Below are 19,729 nucleotides of genomic sequence, written 5' to 3'. Positions count from 1 at the left end.
AACGCGACAAATCAAACAGATAGAGCATTTCGGCGATTCGAAGAAACGCGGAAATGCACTAGCGAAGGCCTCTCTCCCCGCCCGCGGGGAGAGAGGCCGATGCACGCGAGCCCTACTCTCCTGGCGGGGAGATCTTCAGGGCCTTGATCTTGCGGTAGAGCGTGGCGCGGCTGATGTTCAGCGCCCGCGCCGCATCCTCCATGCGACCCGGGTGCACGCGGAGCGTCGCGACGATGACGTTGCGCTCGGCCGCTTCGAGGTCGGGCAGCGGCGCCCGACGCGCGCTCGGCGGCAGGTCGAGATCGGCCTCGACGATGAGGCCGTTTTCCGCGGTGCAGCCGGCCAACCGCAGCACATGCCGCAGCTGCCGCATGTTTCCGGGGAACGGGTGGGCCAGCAGCAACTCGCGAGCGCCCGATGACAAGCGAGCGCAGGGCGCCTCCTCGGCGGCGATCCGGGCGATCACCTCGACCTTGTCGGTTCGCATCCGCAGCGCCGGCAGCTCGACCCGCAAGCCGCGCAGCCGGTAGTAGAGGTCGGCGCGAAAGCCGCCGTCGGCAATCATGAGCTCGAGGTCGCGATGGGTGGCGCTGATGAGCCGGATGTCGACCCTGACCGGCTTGGCGGCGCCGAGCGGCCAGACCTCCCGGTTCTCCAGCACGCGCAGCAACCGCGTCTGCAGCGCCAGCGGCATATCTCCGACCTCGTCGAGAAACAACGTGCCGCCGTCGGCCTGCGCCACCAATCCCTTGCAGCCGTCACGCCGGGCGCCGGTGAATGCCCCCGCCTCGTAGCCGAACAGCTCGGCGTCGATCAGGCTCTCGGGCAGCGCCGCGCAGTTCAAGGCCACATAACGCCCTTGGGCGCGGCCACTGGCGGCGTGGATCGCACGGGCAAAGACATCCTTGCCGCTGCCGGTCTCGCCTTGCAACAGGACAGGGATGTCTTCGTCGGCGACCATCATCAGCCGCTTGACGCCGCGCCGCAGCGCCGGGTCGCCGCCGGCGAGCTGCAGGAGCGCGGCGAAGCGCTGATCCCCGACCTGGGCGGTGCCCACCGAGGGCCGCCCCGCGGTCGGCGGACGGGCGCGCGGGGGGCTCGAGATCTGGCCGTGCCCGAGGCGCCGTCCGGCGCGGTCGTGCAGCACCTGCGGCTCGTCCGACCGCCACGGGACGGCGGCGTCGAGCTCGAGAAGCTGTGACAGCGGTGTTCCCGCCGCGATCATCGTGTCCGACAGGCCGAAGGCATGGCGCGCGGCGCGGCTGGCGCCGAGCACCCGGCGGTCATCGTCGAACGCGATCAGGACTGGGCCGCCCCCGCCTTCGGCCGGCAATCTTGCGATCCAGCCGTCGCGGAAGTGCGATCGGAAAATCGTCTCCTCGAGACGGCGCACGGACTGCGCCATGACGGCAAAGGCGAGCTGATGCGCCCCGCGATCGAGGTCGCCGCGGCACGAGGTGATGTTCACCGCCCCGGTGAGTTGTCCGGCATGGTCGAACAGCGGCGCCACCGCGCAGGTGAACTGGGACCATTGCTCGCGGAAATGCTCGTCGCGATGCACGAGGACGGGGCGTTGCTCGGCAAGCGCCGTGCCCAGCCCGTTGGTGCCTTCGACGGTTTCGGAGAAGACCGATCCGGTGTGGACCTTCCATCGCCGCAGGATGGCCGCGGCCTCACCGTCCGGCAGGCGGCTGACCAGGATGGCTGCGTTCGTATCGGCCAGATTGACGCAATAGCCGGCGCTGCGCAGGACCCGGTAAAGCTCTTCGAGCTCGGGCATGGCGAGGTGGATCAGCCTGTCCACCGGCGCGACGTGCTCCCTCAACTCCGATTGGCTTAAGGTGCGGGGCGGTCCGCGACGGGCCGGGTCCAGCTTGTGGTCGACAAGGCAGCGCCGCCAGGAACTCGCGATGCCGGAATCGTCGATGACGGCCGCAACGTTCCGCGCGACTGAGAACACGCGCTCGGCGTGGTTGCGAGCCACAGGGTTCGCCATCGCGATTGTCTCCACCCTAGACTTTGGCAAAGAGTGTCATCGCGCTTTGTTCGAAGTCAATTGCGGCCGCTCCGGCCGGAAACGGCGGCTTCGGTCCGGAGCTCGCCGGCCGCCGGCCGCTGAACTCGAACGGGTCGCCCGCGGAGCAAGGCTTGGGCGCGGCGACGATTCGTAGGACAATCGTCCGTCCCTCAGAGCCGCCCGAACGAGGAGCATGGCATGCGCGAATCCACCGACGTGCTGGTCATCGGCGCGGGGCTTGCCGGGCTGGTGGCGGCGACCGAGGCCGCGGACGCCGGCCGCTCGGTCATCGTCGTGGATCAGGAGCCCGCGCAGAACCTCGGGGCGCAGGCGTTCTGGTCGCTCGGTGGCCTCTTCCTGGTCGATACGCCCGAGCAACGGCGCATGCGCATTCGCGACAGCGCCGCGCTCGCCTGGCAGGACTGGCTCGGCGCCGCGGGCTTCGATCGCGAGGATGACCTGTGGCCGCGCCGCTGGGCCGAGGCCTACGTCGCCTTCGCCGCAGGCGAGAAGCGCGCCTGGCTGCGCCAGATGGGCCACCGGCTCTTCCCCGTGGTCGGCTGGGCCGAGCGGGGTGGCGGCGATGCCACCGGCCACGGCAACTCGGTGCCGCGCTTCCATGTGACGTGGGGCACCGGGCCCGGCGTGGTGGAGCCGTTCGCGCGCCGGGCCCGTGAGGCCGAGGCGGCGGGCCGGCTGCGCTTCCTGTGGCGGCACCAGGTCGACCGGCTGGTGCGGACCGGCGGCGCCGTCACCGGCGCCGAGGGCACCATCCTGGAGCCCAGCGGAGTCGAGCGCGGCGCCGCGAGTTCGCGCGGGGCCGTCGGTGACTTCGCCATTGCCGCGCAGGCGGTGATCGTGGCCGCGGGCGGCATCGGCGGCAATCAGGACATGGTGCGGGCGGCTTGGCCGGAGCGTCTCGGTCCGCCGCCGGCCCACATGATCTCCGGCGTGCCCAAGCACGTCGACGGACGCATGCTCGCCATCGCCGAGACGGCCGGCGCGCGCCTCATCAACCGCGACCGCATGTGGCACTACGTGGAAGGCATCCGCAACTGGAACCCGATCTGGGAGCGGCACGGCATCCGCATCCTTCCCGGCCCGTCCTCGATGTGGTTCGACGCGACGGGTCGGCGGCTGCCGGCGCCCAACTTCCCGGGCTACGATACCCTCGGCACGCTCACGCACCTCAGGAGCACCGGCTACGACTACAGCTGGTTCATCCTCAACCAGAGCATCATCCGCAAGGAGTTCGCCCTCTCCGGTTCCGAGCAGAACCCGGATCTCACCGGCCGCAGCTGGCGGCTGACGGCACGGCGGGCCATCGGCCGCCGGGCCACCGGGCCGGTGGAGGCCTTCAAGGACAAGGGCGAGGACTTCGTCGTGGCCGACAGCCTGGCCGACCTTGTCGCCGGCATGAACCGGCTGAGCGGCGCTCGGTTGCTCGACCTCGCCGCCATCGAACGCCAGATCACGGCCCGCGATCGGGAGCTCGCCAATCCGTTCGGCAAGGACGCGCAGGTGATGGGCATCCACAACGCCCGCCGCTCCCTCGGCGACAAGCTGATCCGCACCGCCCCGCCGCACCGCATCCTCGATCCCGCCCACGGACCGCTGATCGGGGTGCGGCTGCACATCCTGACGCGCAAGACCCTCGGCGGCCTCGAGACGGACCTGGAGGGTCGCGTGTTCGGCGAGGACCGCGAGGTCATTCCGGGCCTCTACGCAGCCGGCGAGGCCGCCGGCTTCGGGGGCGGCGGCCTGCACGGCTACCGCGCGCTCGAAGGCACCTTCCTCGGCGGCTGCCTGTTCTCCGGCCGCACCGCTGGACGCGCCGCGGCCGCGGCCGTCGGCTGACACCCGACGACCGTCACCGCGTCAGGCCCGCCTTGACCCGCACCGCCGCGTCCACGGAGCGCAAGGCCGTGGCGATCAGTCCCCGGTTCGCAGCAAACCGACCGCGAGATGTCGAAAAGCCTCCACCGCCTTGGCGAAGACGGCGTGTGGATCGTCCGCTGCGGCAATCCAGAGCGAGGCGTTGAGCGCCGCGCCATTGAGAAGCCGGGCGGCGGCCTCCGCATCCATCGGGCTGACCGTTCCCTCGTCGATGAGGGCCTGGATCGTCTGCGTCGTCGTGCGAAGGCACGCTGTCTGATTGGGCCAGCGCGACGGATCACCGAGCACGGCTGGCCCGTCCAGCAGCATGATGCGCTGGATGTCCGGCTCCAACGCCATCTCGATATAGGCGACGCTCTCGTCGAGAAGTCCGAGCCAGCGGGTCGGCGCCCGGTCGTGGACGGCGCGCATGCGGGCCACCATCTCGGAGTCGATTTGATCGATCACTGCTTGCAGCAGGCCCTTCTTGTCGCCGAAGTTGTAGTAGAGCGCGCCCCGCGTCAGGCCCACTTCGGCGGTCAGGTCGTCCATCGACGCCCCCGCATAGCCCTCTGCGGCGAAGGCGGTCCGGGCGGCTCGGATGAGCTTGGCACGCGTTTCCTCCACCATCTGCGCGCGCCGCCTCGCGACCAACGGCCCCTCCTGTCAGTGACATACGCCGCGTATGCGTATTGACATACGACGCGTATGTACAAATATGCCGTCGTATGGGGCGCATATCAACCCTCGCCCCGTGCGTGCAGAGGGCCCGAAGCCCAGACCGCGTGGACGTGGCACCGCCGATGACGCGGCCGCGTCGCCCGGAAAAGGCATGGCCTGCTCTACCCTGTCGAGGAGCAAACCGATGGCGAAACGCGAAGCGATCTTCCCTGCCGGCCGGCAGGCGCTCTACGAAATCAACCGTTATTCGGCGGCGATCCGCTCCGGCGACCTTCTCTTCGTCTCGGGTCAGGTCGGCAGCCGCGAAGACGGCTCGCCCGAGCCGGACTTCGAAAAGCAGGTTCAGCTTGCCTTCGATAACCTGACGGCCGTGCTGAAGGCCGCCGGCGCCACGTTCGACGATGTGGTCGACGTGACCAGCTTCCACACCGATCCCTCGGCGCAATGGGAAACGTTCTTCGCCGTGCGTGCGAAGGCGATCGGTGAGGCGCCCTACCCGAACTGGACTGCGGTCGGCGTGAACTGGCTGGCAGGCTTCGATTTCGAGATCAAGGTCATCGCGCGCCTTCCCCAATCCACCTGATCGACCGGCGGCGAAGGGCGTCGAGCTTGCATCTCGCCAGTCGGCCTCGTGTACGGTGCGGGAGCGCTGGCGCGATAAGCCTCGTTCGCGGGATTGAGCGCTTCGGCACCGAAATGATCTCGACCGATGTCGGCTCCGAAGGGCAAAGCCCCGGCCTGGCGGCCGGGGCTTCTGGATCGTCGCGTCGGGCGGGCCGGCGCTTGGAGCATTTCCCGACCAGATGGAATCATCTGATCGGTTAGAAATGCTCCAAGCCTTTGAAACTGTAGCGATTCTCCCGATCAAGAAGCGCTCTAGAAGGTGCGGTCGATACGGAAGCGTGTCAGCCAGTTGTCGTCGAAGCTGACGGTCTTGCCCGTGAGCGCGCCGTACTTGTTGTTGTCGACCACACGGCCCTTCACGTCGATGCGCTGGTAGAGAACCTCGACGCCGATATCGAGATCCTTGACCGGCGACCAGACCAGATTGGCCATGGTGACGATCTCGTTGAAGCTCTTGAAGGCGATGTTGGTCGAGCCCGCGGCAGCCGAAGCGGCCGTCACGCTGCCGGCCGAGTTGGCATAGAGGTTGCCCAGCGGCCCGGCAGTCCGCGCCGAGCCGGGATAGTCCAGCTGACCATAGGTGAAGACGAAGCCGGACCGCCATTCCGGCGACCAGTAGTGCAGGAACGCGGCAGCCGCGGACCACGACTTGGTCAACTTGATGTCGCCGCTGTTGGGGTCGACGTAGCCGTCCAACGTGTAGACGTTGAAGCGGGTGCCGCCGCCGATGCCGGCACCGGTCGAGAAGTCGTAGCCCAGCGGGTTATTGACGCCGGTGTAGGACATGGCGCCGCGAGCATAGGCCGCCTGCAGCCACAGGGCATCACCCGGCGCCAGGAACGGCAAATTGAACTTCACGCCGCCCTGGACCGCGTAGCCGTAGGCCGCTTCGGGCCGCTGCGGGTAGACGCCCGCCGCGGCCACGTTCGCCGGCGACACCAGAACGCCCGAGTTGTTATAGACGCCGAGGTTGTTGTAACCGCCGATGGAGACCTGGTGCACGGCGGCCGAGATCTGGGCCGAGCCCCAGTCCTGGTCGACGCGCAGGTTGGCGACGAAGTCGGGCAGCTGCTGGCGCTGGGAGATATCGACGTTGGCGAAGCCGATGCGATCGCCGGCGGCGTTGAACAAGTAGACCGGCGAGCCGTAAGTGCAGCCATTGACGCCCCCGTCCGTGCACAGCGCCGCCAGCGACGGGGAGATGTTGCCCGTCGTCGGCTGGGCGAACGTGAGGTTGGCACCCGGGACCGCGCTCTGCGGGTTGACCGAAAACAGCGGCATGCGGCGGAACGAGGGATCCTCCGCCGACACCGTGGCGCTCCAGCCGTCGCCGAAATGGTACGTGTAGGCCAGGAGGTTGGTCGACCAGACGTCCGAGGTGATCGAGAAGCCGGTCAACTCGATATCGTTGGCGTAGAAGTCGTAGAACGACGAGGCGCGGCCGGCGGTGAGACCGGCGAACTGGATGAACGCCTTGTCGACGTCCACGTACTTGTTGGCGCGGTTGGCGGTATCGATGCCCGTCGCGTTGAACGAGTTCGGGCCCCACTGACGGAACACGCCCGTCGAGCCGTGCTGATTGCCGGTGCGGCTGGCGATATCGAAGCGGATGAAGGTGCGCAGAGTGCCCCACGCGGTGGCGGTACGGGCATCCACCTGGATACGGCCGGCGCCGATGAAGTTCGATCGATCGACGCCGTTGAGCGACCGATACTGCGCAAATTCATACTGGAACTGCGCGCGACCACCGATCTTGATACACGTATCGGTGCCGGGGATGTAGAAGAAGCCGACGCCGTGAACGGCGCAGACCTTCACGTATTCAACTGGCGCCGCCTTCGTCATCGGTAGATCCGCCGCCTGCGCGCCGGCCACCGCAAACAATCCTGCTGCCGACCCAAGCAGAAGGCTCTTAACGAGCTTCATTATGACCTCCAGATTCTTAGAGATCCTTGAGGCGTCTTCCCTTTTATTGGCATTTTCGCCCTAGCACGAGTGGATCGTGCATGATGGCATCGGCTGGCACGTGGTCGACCGCCGTTGTTCCAACATATTCCGCAGACCACCCCAAGCAACGAAGATTTGACCCGCGGCGCCTTGGCTTAGCCACTTTTGACAATCGCTGTTGCACAAACGTCACGAGGTTTCAGAAATTGCTACTTATGTGAACTTTCGATGCCTCGATAACGATCACGGAGCCATTTTTATAATCTTTACGTGACCTATCCCGGATACCCGATTTACTGCCCGCGTCATGCCCCTTCCGGCGGGCTCCGCGCCAGGGCCGCCAGAGTCCGATCGACCACCGTCAGCGCGTCGTCCACGTCCTGGGGTGCGATGTCGAGATAGAACACGGCGCGCACGCCGTCGCTGCCGGAGGGCAGCATGTGCACGCCCCGCCGATGGGCCTCATCGACGAAAGCGCTGGCGGCGACGTGGGTCAGCTGGAAGCGGACGATGTTGGTCTCCACCGTCGCCAGGTCGAGAGCGATGCCGGGCATGGCCGCCAGCCCCTCGGCGAAGCGGCGAGCATTGGCATGGGTCTCGTGCAGCCGCTCGCGGTGATGGCGCAGGGCGTGCAGCGCTCCGGCGGCGATGATGCCCGCCTGGCGAAAGCCGCCGCCGAACTGCTGCTTGAAGCGCCGTGCCCGGGCGACGAGTGCGTGCGACCCGGCGAGGCACGAGCCGACCGGCGCGCCGAGCGCCTTCGAGAAGCAGACGCTGACCGAATCGAACGGCGCGGCATAGGCGGCTTCCGCCACGCCGGTCGCGACCGTTGCGTGCCAGAGCCGCGCACCATCCAAGTGGAGCGCCAGCCCGCGAGCCCGGCCGGCGCCGGCCACCGCGGTCAGGGTGTCGAGCGGCCACACCGAGCCGCCGCCGGCGTTGTGCGTGTTCTCCAGGCACAGCAGCCGCACTGGCGGCGCAACGGCGGACGGGACGAAGCGATGATCGCGGCCGAAGGCAGACTCCACATCCGCCGGCGAGAAGATGCCGCGCACGCCCGGTAGCAACCGCGGCAGGACGCCGGAGATGGCGGCCGAGGCGCCCCCCTCCAGCTGGTAGACGTGGGCTTGGTGATCGTAGAGGGCGGCGTCGCCGGGCTGCGTATGCGTGCGGATGCCGACCTGGTTGGTCATTGTTCCGGACGGCATGTAGACCGCGTCGTCCTTGCCCAGCAGTTCGGCGGTTGCCGCCTCGAGCGCCTTCACGGTCGGATCGTCGCCGTAGACGTCGTCGCCGACCTCGGCCTCGGCCATGGCCGCGCGCATCTCCACCGTCGGACGGCTGCAGGTATCACTCCGCAAATCGATCATGGCGCTTCGTCCCGGTGTGGCCGGCGCCGCGCGAGCGGCACGCCGCATTCGTCGCGTCCGCGATCGGGAATGGCGCCCCGGCGGCAGGGACGTCATAGCGCGCGGCATCGCGCCGGGATAGCCGCGAGCGGGATCCACAGCCCTGCGAGGGCGAACGAGATCGGCGCAAGCCCGCACAGGAGCCTGAGTGCGCGCCTGTTGTGCAGGCCGAGGCCCGTGCCGGCGAGCAGCGAGATACCGTAGGCGCTACGGCGACCGCCGGGATGGTGCCGACGCCGAAGCCACCATGAACGCTGCCCCCCGCCAAAGTCCGGCGCAGTGCAGGCTGCTGGCGAGCCCCATGAGCAGGCCCGCCACCGGGCCGAGGTCGCCCGCGCTCATCTGCCATCCTTCGGGTCGGCTGGCTCAGGCCTCGGCGCAGCAGCTCGCGCCGTTGACCTCCGGCGCCATGTCGATGCAGGGATTGCCGTTGAAGAAGCCGGACGGCATCAGCTTGAAGCCGGTCGTGACGCAGGGCTGCACGGGGAAGTCCTCGACACGCACCGGGTGATGCAGCCCGAAGACGTGCCAGAGCACGATGTCGGCATTCTCGATCGGCTTGTCGTTGGCAATGAAGTCGGCGAGGCCGCCCGCGCCGTCCGAATGGTTCATGAAATTGCCGGCCGGATAACGCTGCTCGGGATCGAAGGCGGTGACCCACACGTGGTTCTGCACGAAGCCGGCGCGCTTACCCGACGGGGAGCCCGCGGCCACGAACGGCGTGACACAGTTGGTGGCATCGAGTTTGTAGGCCACGGGCGTGCCCGCGTAGTTCAGCTTGCCCGGGTTGACGACCTTCCAGTAGCGCTGGCTCGCCGGGTTGGCACGCCGCGCGGCCGCCTGCTCGCTCGCCAGCACGGTCTCCTCTTCGTAGAAGGCATTGCCGTAGGGGTTCTGCGGTCCTTCGGGTTCCGCGTAGGTGTTGCACTCCACGAAGCTGTTGGCATCGCCGTCGATGGCCATGTCCAGGCGGGCGCAGAAGATGTGCTGGTGGATCTGCCCGACCACGCCCGGCAGCACCTCGCGGCCGTATTTGCCGGGCTGGCCGGGAATGCAGGCGGCGGTGTTGATGATGCCGGTCGCCTTCATCTCGAACTCGATGGAGCCGTCGATGTGGAGGTACCAGTAGAGCGCGTATTCGTAGTTGCCCACCGTGCATATGGTGGACACCACGAGCTTGCGCGCGCGGCGCACCTCGGCCCGATCGGTGCGAAAGTCCCAGTGCTTCCAGAGCAGGCCCGAATCCTCCTCGTGGATGCAGATCGCCTTCTCGATCGTCATCACGTCGCCGTCCATGGTGTTGAGATGGACGTCGAGGTATTCGATGGCGCCCAGGCAGTCGCAGCCGAGCTTCAGGGAATTGGCCAGCTTGCCGATGCCGTATTCGCCGATGTCGAAGACGTTCTTGCGGAAGTGCCCGTGCTCGGGGCTGCCGTAGGGCACCACCATCTCGACCAGCGAGGCCCGGTGCAGGATCGGGCGGCCGTCGTAGCTGATGTCGTGCAGTGTCAGCGCCTCACGGGCGTTGAACCCCACCAGCAACGACCACTTGCCCCAGGTGAGCCGGCGTCCCTCGATGCGGAAGTTCACGCCATCCGGCTGCACGACGTCGATCGGCCGCATCGGTGCCTGTGGCGTGAGGAACTGGCGCTCGTAGTTGGCCTCCGCCTGCGGCACCGGCACCACGCCGTAGTCGTCGACGCGGATCACCTCCCAGGTCTTGAGGTCGATCACGGCATTCAGCCCTTCGATCGGATGGGCGTAGAAGTTCTCGTTCTCGCGCAGACGCTGCCATGCAAAGGTGTGGCAGAGATGGCGGCTCGCCTCGCCTGGCACGTCGAAATTACCGGCCGACCACGGGTCCACGCACACCGTCGACATGTCGGTGATGCCGCGCCTGGCGCAGGCGGCGATGAAGGCGGGATCCTGCCGCACGATGCCCTCGATCGCCATGAACTGCTCGAGCTGAATCATCGGCCGGGCGCTTGCGATCTCCTCGCGAGCGACGATGGCGCCCCCGTCCAGGTCGACCACGAGGCGGGTGACACCGACTGCCTCGGCGCTGAACACATTGACTCGGGCACGGCGGGCAATGGGCGTCCCGGGCGCAAAGGCGCGGACCACCGCCTTGGCCGGCTCCTCGAGCTCGATCAGCTCGAAGCGGGTCGCCGTGCCGTAGGGTGGATCCCGGCGCACGACGGCGACCGCCTCGCGGATCTCGGCGGGCGTGAGCGCCTGGAGCGGATGCAGCACCGTGAGCCCGTCCTTGTGGGAGGACGGGACGGCCGCATGGCAGCAATCGATCTTGGCAGCGATGTTCACGACGTTCTCCTCTCTGGAGCCTCGTCCGGCCGGCTGTGGTCGTCGGAGAAGACGATACGGGCGACGCCAGCGCGCTGCGAGGCAGCCCGTCGCTCACCGAGCCATCGTCGATCGGGCCCTCGTTGACTTGAATGTCGAGCGACACGACGATCCTGAACCGGCCAGCGATGGATCGGCAGCGTAGGGAGCCGGGTTCGGCGAGAATTGACAGTAGACGCCAAAGTGGAGGACGCTCGCTCGTCTTTCCGTTCGCCGGCGCCGGGCGCTCGGACCCTGCGCTCGACGCGCGCGGAGGCACGACGCAGGGCTCGCCTCGTCGCGTCCATGCCGCCCCGCCTTGCCGGACGACCGCGGGGGCGGCCAGGTGCAGCCGTCGGCGTGGCCCGGTTCTTGCTGGTGATGCGCTATGGCCATCTCGCTGGACATCTCGAGCCTGCGTTCATCGGCGACGATCACCGCCGGCTCGGCACGCGAATTCCTGTCCGGCGTTGCCAGGCGGCGCCCGGCCAGCGCGGAGATCAGCAGCCAGGCCGGCATTCGCGGCGCCAGCCTGCGCGACCCGACCGACACGTTGCCGCTCGCCGCCTTCACGTCCATGCTGGAGACGGCTGCCTACGAGCTCGGCAACAGCGCCCTCGGCCTCGAGCTCGGCAAGGAGTTCCGCACCGCGACGCTGGGCCCCGTGGTCGACGCGATGCGGACGGCGCCCACGCTCGGCTGCGCGATCGAGGACTTCAACCGCTACTTCCCCACCATCCAGACCAATACGCGCAGCGCCCTGGCGGTCAGCGACGGCACCGCGCGCCTCGCCTATTCCATCCTCGACCCGACCGTGCGGTTCCGGGCGCAGGATGCGAGCTTCACGCTGGCGATCCAGCATTCCATGCTCGCCGACCTCGTGGGCCCCAGCTGGCAGCCGAGCGGCGTCGAGTTCCGGCATGCGGCCGGCGGCGACGTCGGGCGCTACCGGGAGCACTTCGCCTGCCCGCTTGCCTTCGGCCGGGCCGAGAATGCGCTGCTCTTTCCCGCGCGCTTCCTAAGTACGCCGCTCGCCGCGGCGGACGAGCGGCTGCACGCGCTTTTCAAAACGACGCTGGCCTGCGCCATGGATGCGCAGACATCACGGCTCGATTTCATCGGCAGCGTCGAGGCCTGGCTGGCGGCCGCTCTGTGCCGCTCCGCCACCACCGACATCGACGTGGTTGCCGGCGACTTCGCCATGAGCATCCGCTCGTTCCAGCGCAAGCTGGCCGAGCATGGGGTCGCCTATGCCGATGTGCGCAACGACGTACGCTCGCAGATCGCCAGATGCATGCTGGAGGAGACCGACCTGCCGGTGACGGCGATTGCCCTCAGGCTGGGTTACAGCGAGACGAGCGCCTTCTCGCGCGGCTTCAAGACCCAGGTCGGAGAGACCCCGGCAGCCTATCGCAAGCGCGAGCGGCCAGCGGAGACACTGGCCTAAAGCATGATCTCCCCAATGGAAGAGATCGTGCTCAAGATGGCGACCCGGATCGGCGGTATCCGTCGAAGAGCAGCCGTTCCGCGCCGGAGCGCCACGCCATCGGGTTGACCGACCCTGCCGCAGGACACGTGCTCCTGCGGTTTTCGAGTTTCCACGGTCGGCCGGGCGTATCGGCCGTGATGGCAACAGAACGATCGACATCCCTGCCGCGGAGCCGCCATGCGACCCGTGCACCGGCATCCATGTCTTCAGCGGCTTCGTCCTCGATCTGCACGAGTGCGGCCGCACGCAAAATCCGGTCGAGCTGTTCCGCTGGAGCCGACAGCTCTCTTTCCAGGGCATCAGCCGGTCCTCCCGGCGCCCACAAAACTGTCAAAGATCTATCAGGTCATCCTCGTCGGCTATCCATCAGGTCAGGACAGCCCCGCCCCCTCCACCGCCTTCGGCGGTCCCCCTCCCCCGCTGCGCGGAGGAGGAACAGGCGCAGCGGCGGCGGATTGATCCTCCTCCGCGCAGCGGGGAGGGGGACCATGCGCAGCATGGTGGAGGGGGCAACCGGCCGTCCCCAAAGCCTGCATCAGATTGCGGGCCACCATGGCGCACCATGATGACCGTCGTCACCCGACGCCGCCCGTCGCCTCCTGGCGGAAGACGCCCATGGCGCGCGGATCCTTGCCCGACAGGGCGGTGCCCAGGCTGATCTGGTCAATGGAGATGCCGGTGTGGTTCTGCGGCGTGAAGCTGATCTTGCCGAGCATGCCATCGAAGCCCTGAACGCTGTCGAGCGCCCGCTTGACCTTCTCGGTGTCGAAGCTTTTCTCGGCTTCCACCACCTCTTTCAGCAGGTACAGGAAATCGTAGAAGGGAGCCGACGCGGTCGCGGCGCCCGAGCCCCTGGTCTCGGGATAGGCGGTGAGCTTCTTGGCATAGGCCTGCTGGCGCGCGCCGACCGGCCGCTCGGGGGTCCACAGCAACGTCTTGTAATTGGTGCCGGTGACGTTCCTCAGGGCCTCCTCCGGCACGAGATCGAACAGCACCTCGTAGAAGACGCCGTTGTGGCCGGTGATCGGCGGGTACCATTTCTGCGCGTGCAAGCCGTTGTAGCACATGGCGAGTGACGGCGCGCTGGCCATCCAGCCGAGCAGCCCCTCGGCGCCGGACTTGCGCAAGTTGGTGATGTAGGCTGAGAGGTCGGGCGCCGTCTGCGAGTAGATTTCCGTCGCCACCGGCTTGAGGCCATGTTTCTGCAGCGCCGCGAGGGATGCTGCGGTCGCCTGCTCGCCGAAGGCGGTATTCTCCTGGAGAATACCGATCTTCTTGATCTTCAAGGTCTCGACAAGGTAGCGGACGCAGACCTCCGCCTGCTGGCTGGAATTGAACAGCAGTTGATAATGGTAGGGATATTTGCCGCCGTCGCCGAGCTCGACCGCATTGGCGAAGGCGGCCTGGATCACCTTGGCCGACGTGGTGCCGGCGAGCGATGCCAGCGACTGCGAACTGCCGGTGGGGCCGCAGATATAGGTGATGCCGTTTTCCCGGAGCTTGCGCACGATCGCCGGCTCCTTGGCAGGGGAGGCCTCGTCATCCTCCTCCTGCTTGACGATCCGGCGGCCGAGGATGCCGCCGGCGGCATTGATCTCGTCGATGGCGATGAGACCGCCCACGTAGAGCATGGTGAACGACGACACCAGCCGGCCGGTGGTCGGCCGCACCCACCCGACACGAAACGGCTCGCTCTGGGCTATGGCCTTCCCCGCGAAGCCGGCGGCCCCCATGGCGCCCGCCCACAACCCGGCGGCACGAACGAGAAAATCGCGGCGGTCAAGGCCGTCCCGGCCGTCGACCCAAAGCGGGCGCTCCGTCATGGTGTTTCTCCCAGGCACGGCTCTTGTCCCGAGCGTCAATGCGCGCGGCCGAGCCTCTATTGCCGAGGGAGCTTGGGCGCCAGCCCATGCATCGTCAAGCGAGGCGCCGCGCGCGCACGCGCGGCCCGAGCTCACCCGGAGGTGGCGGTCGCCTCCTGGCGGAACACCCCCATGGACCGGGGATCCTTGCCCGATAACACCGTGCCCAGGCTGACCTGGTCGGTCGAGATGCCGGTGTGGTTCTGCGGCGAGAAGCTGATCTTGCCGATCATGCCGTCGTAGCCTTGCACATTGTCGAGGGCCCGCTTGATCTTGTCGGTATCGAAGGTCTTCTCGGTCTCGACGACGGCCTTCAGCAGATGCAGGAAGTCGTAGAACGGCGCCGACGCGGTGGCCGCTCCGGTGCCCTTGGTCTCAGGATAAGCCGCGAGCTTCCTGGCATAGACCTGCTGGCGCGCGCCGATGGGGCGGTCGGGCGTCCACAGGAGCGTCTTGTAGGCGGTGCCGGTGACGTTGCGCAGCGCCTCGTCCGGCACGAGGTCGAACAGCACCTCGTAGAACACACCGATGTGGCCCGTGATCGGCGGATACCATTTCTGGGCATGCAGGGCGTTGTAGCACATGGCCAGCGACGGGGTGCTGGCCATCCAGGCGAGCACCCCTTCGGCGCCGGACTTGCGCAGGTTGCTAACATAGGCCGAGAGGTCGGGCGCCGTCTGCGCATAGACCTCCCGCGCCACCGGCGTCAGGCCGAAGGCCTTCAGTGCCGCGAGCGATGCGGCAGCCGCCTGCTCGCCGAAGGCGGTATTCTCTTGCAGAATGGCGATCTTCTTAAGCTTGAGCGTCTCCGCCAGGTGGCGAACGCAGACCTGCGCCTGCTGAGTCGCATTGTAGGACAATTGGTAGTGGTAGGGATACTTGCTGCCGTCCCCCAGTTCCTCGGCATTGGCGAAGGCCGCCTGAATCATCTTGTTCGGCGTGGTGGCGGAGAGCGATGCGAGCGACTGGGAACTGGCGGCCGGCCCGAGGACGTAACTGACGCCGGCCTCCCGAAGCTTGCGCACCACCGCCGGCTCCTTGGCCGGGGAGGCCTCGTCGTCCTCCTCCTGCCGGGCGATCGGGCGGCCGAGGATGCCGCCAGCCGCATTGATCTCGTCGACGGCGATGAGGCCGCCGACGTAGAGCATAGAGAACGACGACGCCAACCGCCCCGTGGTCGTCCGCACCCAGCCGACGCGGAACGGCTCGCTCTGCGCGATGGCGCGGCCCGCCACGCCGGAAAGACCCATGGCGCCCGCCCACAGCCCGGCGGCGCGCACGAGAAAATCACGGCGGTCGAGACCGCACCGGCGATCGACCCATAGCGGGCGCTCCGTCATCGTCCATCCTCCCCCAAGCGCGGATCTCGTTGCGGGCGCAGCCGCGCGGCTGGCCCGTGATGCGGCAGCATGGTTGGCTATCCAACCAGCCATCGTCAAGCGGGTTCAGCGCCGGGCGTGAGCGGCCGGAGGTCTCTCCGGGTGATGGCCGCGCTCCGCAGTGTGTCGAGAGCTCCGCCGGCAGCATCCGACTGCTCCGGTTCAAACCGGACAGATCGCGTGCGACCTGAAGCGGACATATGATTCGCCACCGACGTCCCCGGGCCGGGCGTTGACCCACGCGGCCATTCGGCCAAAAGGTCCGCCCATGGCCAAGACGACACGTGGAACACGGGCGCTGGAGCAGGCGGGCGTCGCCTTCTCGGTGCATGCCTACGCCTACGACCCGTACGCCGAGCGGGTCGGCCTGCAGGCGGCCGAGGCCCTGGGCGAGCCGCCCGAGCGCGTGCTGAAGACGCTGATGGCGATGGTCGACGGCAAGCCGGTCTGCGCGATCGTGCCGTCCGACCGCGAGGTCTCCATGAAGAAGCTCGCGGCCGCCTTGGGCGGCAAGTCGGCGCAAATGATGAAGCCGGCCGACGCCGAGCGCCTCACCGGCTACAAGGTCGGCGGCATCAGCCCCTTCGGCCAGATGCGGGCGCCGCGCGTGGTGCTCGAAGAAGCCGCCCTGGCGCACGCCAGCGTCTATATCAACGCCGGCCAGCGCGGCCTGCAGGTGCGGCTCGACCCGCGCGAGGCGCTGCGTCTGCTCGACGGCGTCGCCGCGCCCCTGGTGGCGTAAACGACACGCGGAGCTTCGACGCGTGCTACCAGCCCATCTGCTTGGCGGCGAGGTCGCGCATGATCTCCTCGGCGCCGCCGCCGATGGCGTTGACGCGCACCTCGCGATAGATGCGCTCGACGTTGACGCCGCGCATGAAGCCGGCGCCGCCGAAGATCTGCACCGCCTCGCGCGCGCAGTGCTCCATGCACAGTGTCGCCTGGTTCTTGAACATGCAGATCTCGGCGACCGGGGATTCGCCGGCGACCAGACGATCGAGCAGCACGTCCAGCACGGCCCGGCAGCCGTTGATGTTCATGGCCATGTCGACCAGCTTGTGGCGGATCACCTGGTGCTCGATCAGCCTGCGGCCGAAGGTCGAGCGCTCGCGCGCATAGGCGACCGCATCCGCCAGGCAGCACTCGGCGGCGCCGAGCGCCCCGGCGCCGATGTTGAGGCGCTCCCCATTGAAGTTCTCGAAGATGAGCTTCAGCCCCTCGTTCTCGCGTCCAACCAGGTTGCCCACCGGCACCCGGCAGTCGTCGAAGTGCAGGGTGGCGGTGTCGGACGGCCACCAGCCCATCTTCTTGAGCGGCGTTGCGCTGAAGCCCGGCGTGCGCGTCGGGATCACCAGCAGCGACACGCCGCGCTGGCCCCGGCCGCCGGTGCGCACGGCGGTCGTGACCCAGTCGGCGCGGATCCCCGACGTGATGAAGGTCTTGGCGCCATTGACGACGTAGTGGTCGCCGTCGCGGCGCGCGGTGGTCCGCAGCGCGGCGACGTCCGAGCCGCCGCCGGGCTCGGTGACGCCGAGCGCGATGATGCGGCGGCCGGCCAGGACGTCGGGCAGCACCCGCTGCTTCAGGTCCTGCGACCCGTAGAGCGCAATCGGCGGCGCCCCGATCGTCACCGTGGCGAGGCTCGCCCAGACGCCGCCGGCGGCGGCGCGGCCGAACTCGTGGAAGACGATGGCCCGATAGGCCCAGTGGCCGAACCCCCCGTACTCCTCGGGCAGCCCGACCTGGAGGATGCCGGCGGCCGCCGCCTCCTCGTAGAGGCTGCGGGGAAACGTGCCGGCCTCGTCCCATTCGACGAGATGGGGCACCACGCGCTCGCGCACGAAGCGAGCGATGGTGTCACGCAGGGCCGTGAGATCGTCGGCGCCGAGCGCATTCATCCGGTCAGCCCCGCCGCCTCCTCGCGGAAGACCCCCATGGCGCGCGGGTCCTTGCCGGACAGAGCCGTGCCCAGGCTGATCTGGTCGATCGAGATCCCCGTGTGGTTCTGCGGCGTCAGGGTGATCTTGCCGAGCATGCCGTCGTAGCCCTGCACGTTGTCGAGCGCCCGCTTGACCTTCTCGACGTCGAAAGACTTCTCGGCCTCGATCACCGTCTTCAGCAGATACAGGAAGTCGTAGAACGGCGCTCCTGCGGTCGCGGTGGCGGAGCCTTTGGTCTCCGGGTAGGCCGTCAGCTTCTTGGCGTAGGCCTGCTGGCGCGCGCCGATCGGGCGTTTGTCCGTCCACAGCAGGGTCTTGTACAAGGTGCCCGTCACATTCCGGAGCGCCTCGTCCGGCACCAGGTTGAAGAGCGACTCGTAGAAGACGCCATTGTGCCCGGTAATCGGCGGATACCATTTCTGCGCGTGCAGGCCGTTGTAGCACATGGCCAGGCTGGGGACGCTCGCCATCCACGCCAGCAGCCCCTCGGCGCCGGCCTTGCGCAGGTTGGTGAGGTAGGCGGAGAGATCCGGCGCCGTCTGCGAGTAGATCTCGATGCGCACCGGCTCGAGCCCGATCTTCTTCATCGCCGCCAGCGAGGCGGCGGTGGCCTGCTCGCCGAAGGCGGTGTTCTCCTGCAGGATACCGATCTTCTTCAGCCGCAAGGTCTCGGCCAGGTAGCGCACGCAGACCTCGGCCTGCTGGTTGGAGTTGAACAGCAGCTGATAGTTGTAGGGATACTTGCTGGCGTCACCGAGCTCGGCCGCATTGCCGAAGGCCGCCTGGATGACCTTGCCGGAGGTGGTTGCCGCCAGGGAGGCGAGCGACTGCGAACTGCCGGTCGGCCCGCACATGTAGTTGATGCCGCTCTCCTGGAGCTTGCGAACGATCGCCGGCTCCTTGGCGGGCGAGGCTTCGTCGTCTTCCTCCTGCTTGACGATCGGCCGGCCCATGATGCCGCCGGCGGCATTGATCTCCTCGATGGCGACGAGGCCGCCGACGTAAAGCATGGTGAACGACGACACCAGCCGGCCGGTGGTCGGCCGCACCCAGCCGACGCGGAACGGCTCGCTCTGCGCCATCGCCTGACCCACGAACCTGGGGGCGCCCATGACGCCGGCGAAGAGGCCGGCCGCGGCGGTCATCAGATCGCGGCGGTCAATGCCCTGCTTGCGGTCGACCCAAAGGGTGCGCTCCGTCATCTCCGTCCTCCCTAATGGTGCTCTTGTCCCGCGCGCTGGCGTGCAGCGTGCGGCCGAGCTGATCCGTGAGGGGCAGCTTGGCCGCCGCCCGCAGCAGGGTCAAGGAGGAACTGACTGCCCTGTCATTTCTCGGCCACGCGGTCACGGCGCGTCAGCCGCCGGCTGCGCGATGATGCACGATGGGCGCGGCCTCGGCGGCATCCTGCGTGAACAGCAGCCGTGCCACCGCCTTGCGGTAGGTCGCCGACAGCACCGGCGGTACGGCGGTGTGCCGGGTCGCCTCGGTGAAGTACAGCCGTGCCATGCCCTCGCGGATCGACATCAGCATCTCGACGATGACGACAAGCTCGTCGTCCGGCAAGGGCGGGATATCGCCGGCGGCGATGGCGCGGCGCAACGCCCGCAGGAAACCGTCGCGAACCTGCACGATGTAGCGCTCGTAGCCGCGCGGCGCGAAGGTCACCGCCTCGTAGATGAGGCGCCCGCCCCAGCGGTTGCGGGCGATGAAAGCCAGATATTGCTCGAAGCGGGCGACCTCGCGATCAAGGCCCGCGAGCTCCGCCGGCACGCCCTGGCGGACAAAGGCGAACATGCTCTGCCCGAAGATCTCCGGCAGCAGGTCGAAGATATCCTGCCGGGAGGTGAAGTAATTGTAGAAGGTGCCGTGCGAGACCTTGGCGCGCTTGGTGATCCGGCCGATCGTCGCCTTGGCAAAGCCCAGACGGCTGACGACGTCGAACGCCGCCGCGATGAGCCGCGCCTCGGTGTTCTCCGCCTTGCGCGTGCGCCCCCGCCGGATGGGCGCGGTCGCTTTGCGTGGGCTCGGCGCGGGCATGCGGTCCTCGTTGGGGCGGGCCGATCGGAGCGCGGCCGATCCGCCGGTGCCGCGGTCGTTCAATTGACACTCCAGTCAGTTCAGCTTTATCTCTCGCTCAGATAACGGCAAGGGCGTCCACGATCAAAT

Annotated in this window: 15 protein-coding genes; 4 read left to right on the top strand and 11 right to left on the bottom strand. The window is 68.0% G+C overall.

Features of this window, described 5'->3' with window-relative positions; translation table 11 throughout:
* Nucleotides 1–112 precede the first annotated feature (112 nt).
* Nucleotides 113–1,996, bottom strand: a complete 1,884-nt coding sequence (locus IEW34_RS25630; RefSeq protein ID WP_188612071.1) for a sigma-54-dependent Fis family transcriptional regulator — start codon at nt 1,994–1,996, stop codon at nt 113–115.
* A gap of 219 nt (nt 1,997–2,215) precedes the next feature.
* On the opposite strand from IEW34_RS25630, the gene IEW34_RS25625 reads away from it, so the two are divergent.
* Nucleotides 2,216–3,874, top strand: a complete 1,659-nt coding sequence (locus IEW34_RS25625) for an FAD-binding dehydrogenase (protein ID WP_188612070.1) — start codon at nt 2,216–2,218, stop codon at nt 3,872–3,874.
* Nucleotides 3,875–3,949: 75 nt separating this feature from the next.
* On the opposite strand, the gene IEW34_RS25620 is transcribed toward IEW34_RS25625, so the two are convergent.
* Nucleotides 3,950–4,546 carry a TetR/AcrR family transcriptional regulator gene (locus tag IEW34_RS25620; RefSeq protein WP_188612069.1) on the bottom strand — a complete coding sequence of 199 codons (597 nt, stop codon included), beginning with the start codon at nt 4,544–4,546 and terminating at the stop codon, nt 3,950–3,952.
* Nucleotides 4,547–4,757: 211 nt separating this feature from the next.
* Here IEW34_RS25620 and IEW34_RS25615 point away from each other — a divergent pair, with 211 nt between their 5' ends.
* A complete protein-coding gene (locus tag IEW34_RS25615) occupies nt 4,758–5,156 on the top strand; it encodes a RidA family protein (protein ID WP_188612196.1) in 399 nt (132 codons plus the stop codon).
* 293 nt (nt 5,157–5,449) lie between these two features.
* Here IEW34_RS25615 and IEW34_RS25610 read toward each other — a convergent pair whose 3' ends face one another.
* The 4 genes from IEW34_RS25610 to IEW34_RS25600 form a co-directional block, all read right to left on the bottom strand.
* Nucleotides 5,450–7,123: a porin gene (locus IEW34_RS25610; RefSeq protein ID WP_188612068.1), complete on the bottom strand. Its 1,674-nt coding sequence runs from the start codon at nt 7,121–7,123 to the stop codon at nt 5,450–5,452.
* Nucleotides 7,124–7,449: 326 nt separating this feature from the next.
* Nucleotides 7,450–8,514 carry a threonine aldolase family protein gene (locus IEW34_RS25605; protein WP_210324587.1) on the bottom strand — a complete coding sequence of 355 codons (1,065 nt, stop codon included), beginning with the start codon at nt 8,512–8,514 and terminating at the stop codon, nt 7,450–7,452.
* A 246-nt stretch (nt 8,515–8,760) separates the two neighbouring features.
* On the bottom strand, nt 8,761–8,895 hold the full coding sequence (locus IEW34_RS30965; RefSeq protein WP_280516332.1) for a hypothetical protein: 135 nt from the start codon (nt 8,893–8,895) through the stop codon (nt 8,761–8,763).
* 24 nt (nt 8,896–8,919) lie between these two features.
* Complete coding sequence (locus IEW34_RS25600; RefSeq protein WP_188612066.1) at nt 8,920–10,875, bottom strand: primary-amine oxidase; 1,956 nt, start codon at nt 10,873–10,875, stop codon at nt 8,920–8,922.
* Nucleotides 10,876–11,281: 406 nt separating this feature from the next.
* On the opposite strand from IEW34_RS25600, the gene qhpR reads away from it, so the two are divergent.
* On the top strand, nt 11,282–12,340 hold the full coding sequence (gene qhpR / locus IEW34_RS25595; protein ID WP_244642210.1) for an AraC-like transcriptional regulator QhpR: 1,059 nt from the start codon (nt 11,282–11,284) through the stop codon (nt 12,338–12,340).
* A 617-nt stretch (nt 12,341–12,957) separates the two neighbouring features.
* On the opposite strand, the gene IEW34_RS25590 is transcribed toward qhpR, so the two are convergent.
* Both IEW34_RS25590 and IEW34_RS25585 read right to left on the bottom strand, forming a co-directional pair.
* Nucleotides 12,958–14,205 carry an ABC transporter substrate-binding protein gene (locus tag IEW34_RS25590; protein ID WP_188612065.1) on the bottom strand — a complete coding sequence of 416 codons (1,248 nt, stop codon included), beginning with the start codon at nt 14,203–14,205 and terminating at the stop codon, nt 12,958–12,960.
* 131 nt (nt 14,206–14,336) lie between these two features.
* Nucleotides 14,337–15,584 (bottom strand): ABC transporter substrate-binding protein, encoded by a 1,248-nt coding sequence (locus tag IEW34_RS25585; protein WP_188612064.1) that lies wholly within the window; start codon nt 15,582–15,584, stop codon nt 14,337–14,339.
* A gap of 307 nt (nt 15,585–15,891) precedes the next feature.
* On the opposite strand from IEW34_RS25585, the gene ybaK reads away from it, so the two are divergent.
* A complete protein-coding gene (ybaK, locus tag IEW34_RS25580) occupies nt 15,892–16,365 on the top strand; it encodes a Cys-tRNA(Pro) deacylase (RefSeq protein ID WP_188612063.1) in 474 nt (157 codons plus the stop codon).
* Nucleotides 16,366–16,390: 25 nt separating this feature from the next.
* On the opposite strand, the gene IEW34_RS25575 is transcribed toward ybaK, so the two are convergent.
* The 3 genes from IEW34_RS25575 to IEW34_RS25565 all read right to left on the bottom strand — a co-directional run bounded on the left by IEW34_RS25575 (nt 16,391) and on the right by IEW34_RS25565 (nt 19,600).
* Nucleotides 16,391–17,521 carry an acyl-CoA dehydrogenase family protein gene (locus IEW34_RS25575; RefSeq protein ID WP_188612062.1) on the bottom strand — a complete coding sequence of 377 codons (1,131 nt, stop codon included), beginning with the start codon at nt 17,519–17,521 and terminating at the stop codon, nt 16,391–16,393.
* Entirely contained in the window at nt 17,518–18,765 is a 1,248-nt protein-coding gene (locus IEW34_RS25570) for an ABC transporter substrate-binding protein (RefSeq protein ID WP_188612061.1), read from the bottom strand. Before IEW34_RS25570 ends, IEW34_RS25575 begins: the two co-directional genes overlap by 4 nt.
* Nucleotides 18,766–18,916: 151 nt before the next feature.
* Nucleotides 18,917–19,600 carry a TetR/AcrR family transcriptional regulator gene (locus tag IEW34_RS25565; RefSeq protein WP_188612060.1) on the bottom strand — a complete coding sequence of 228 codons (684 nt, stop codon included), beginning with the start codon at nt 19,598–19,600 and terminating at the stop codon, nt 18,917–18,919.
* Nucleotides 19,601–19,729: the final 129 nt, after the last annotated feature.

Source organism: Chelatococcus reniformis (assembly GCF_014640075.1).
GTDB classification, from domain to species: Bacteria; Pseudomonadota; Alphaproteobacteria; order Rhizobiales; family Beijerinckiaceae; genus Camelimonas; species Camelimonas reniformis.
Note: the sequence above shows the minus strand (reverse complement) of the source record. Positions and strands in the feature narration are given on the sequence as shown.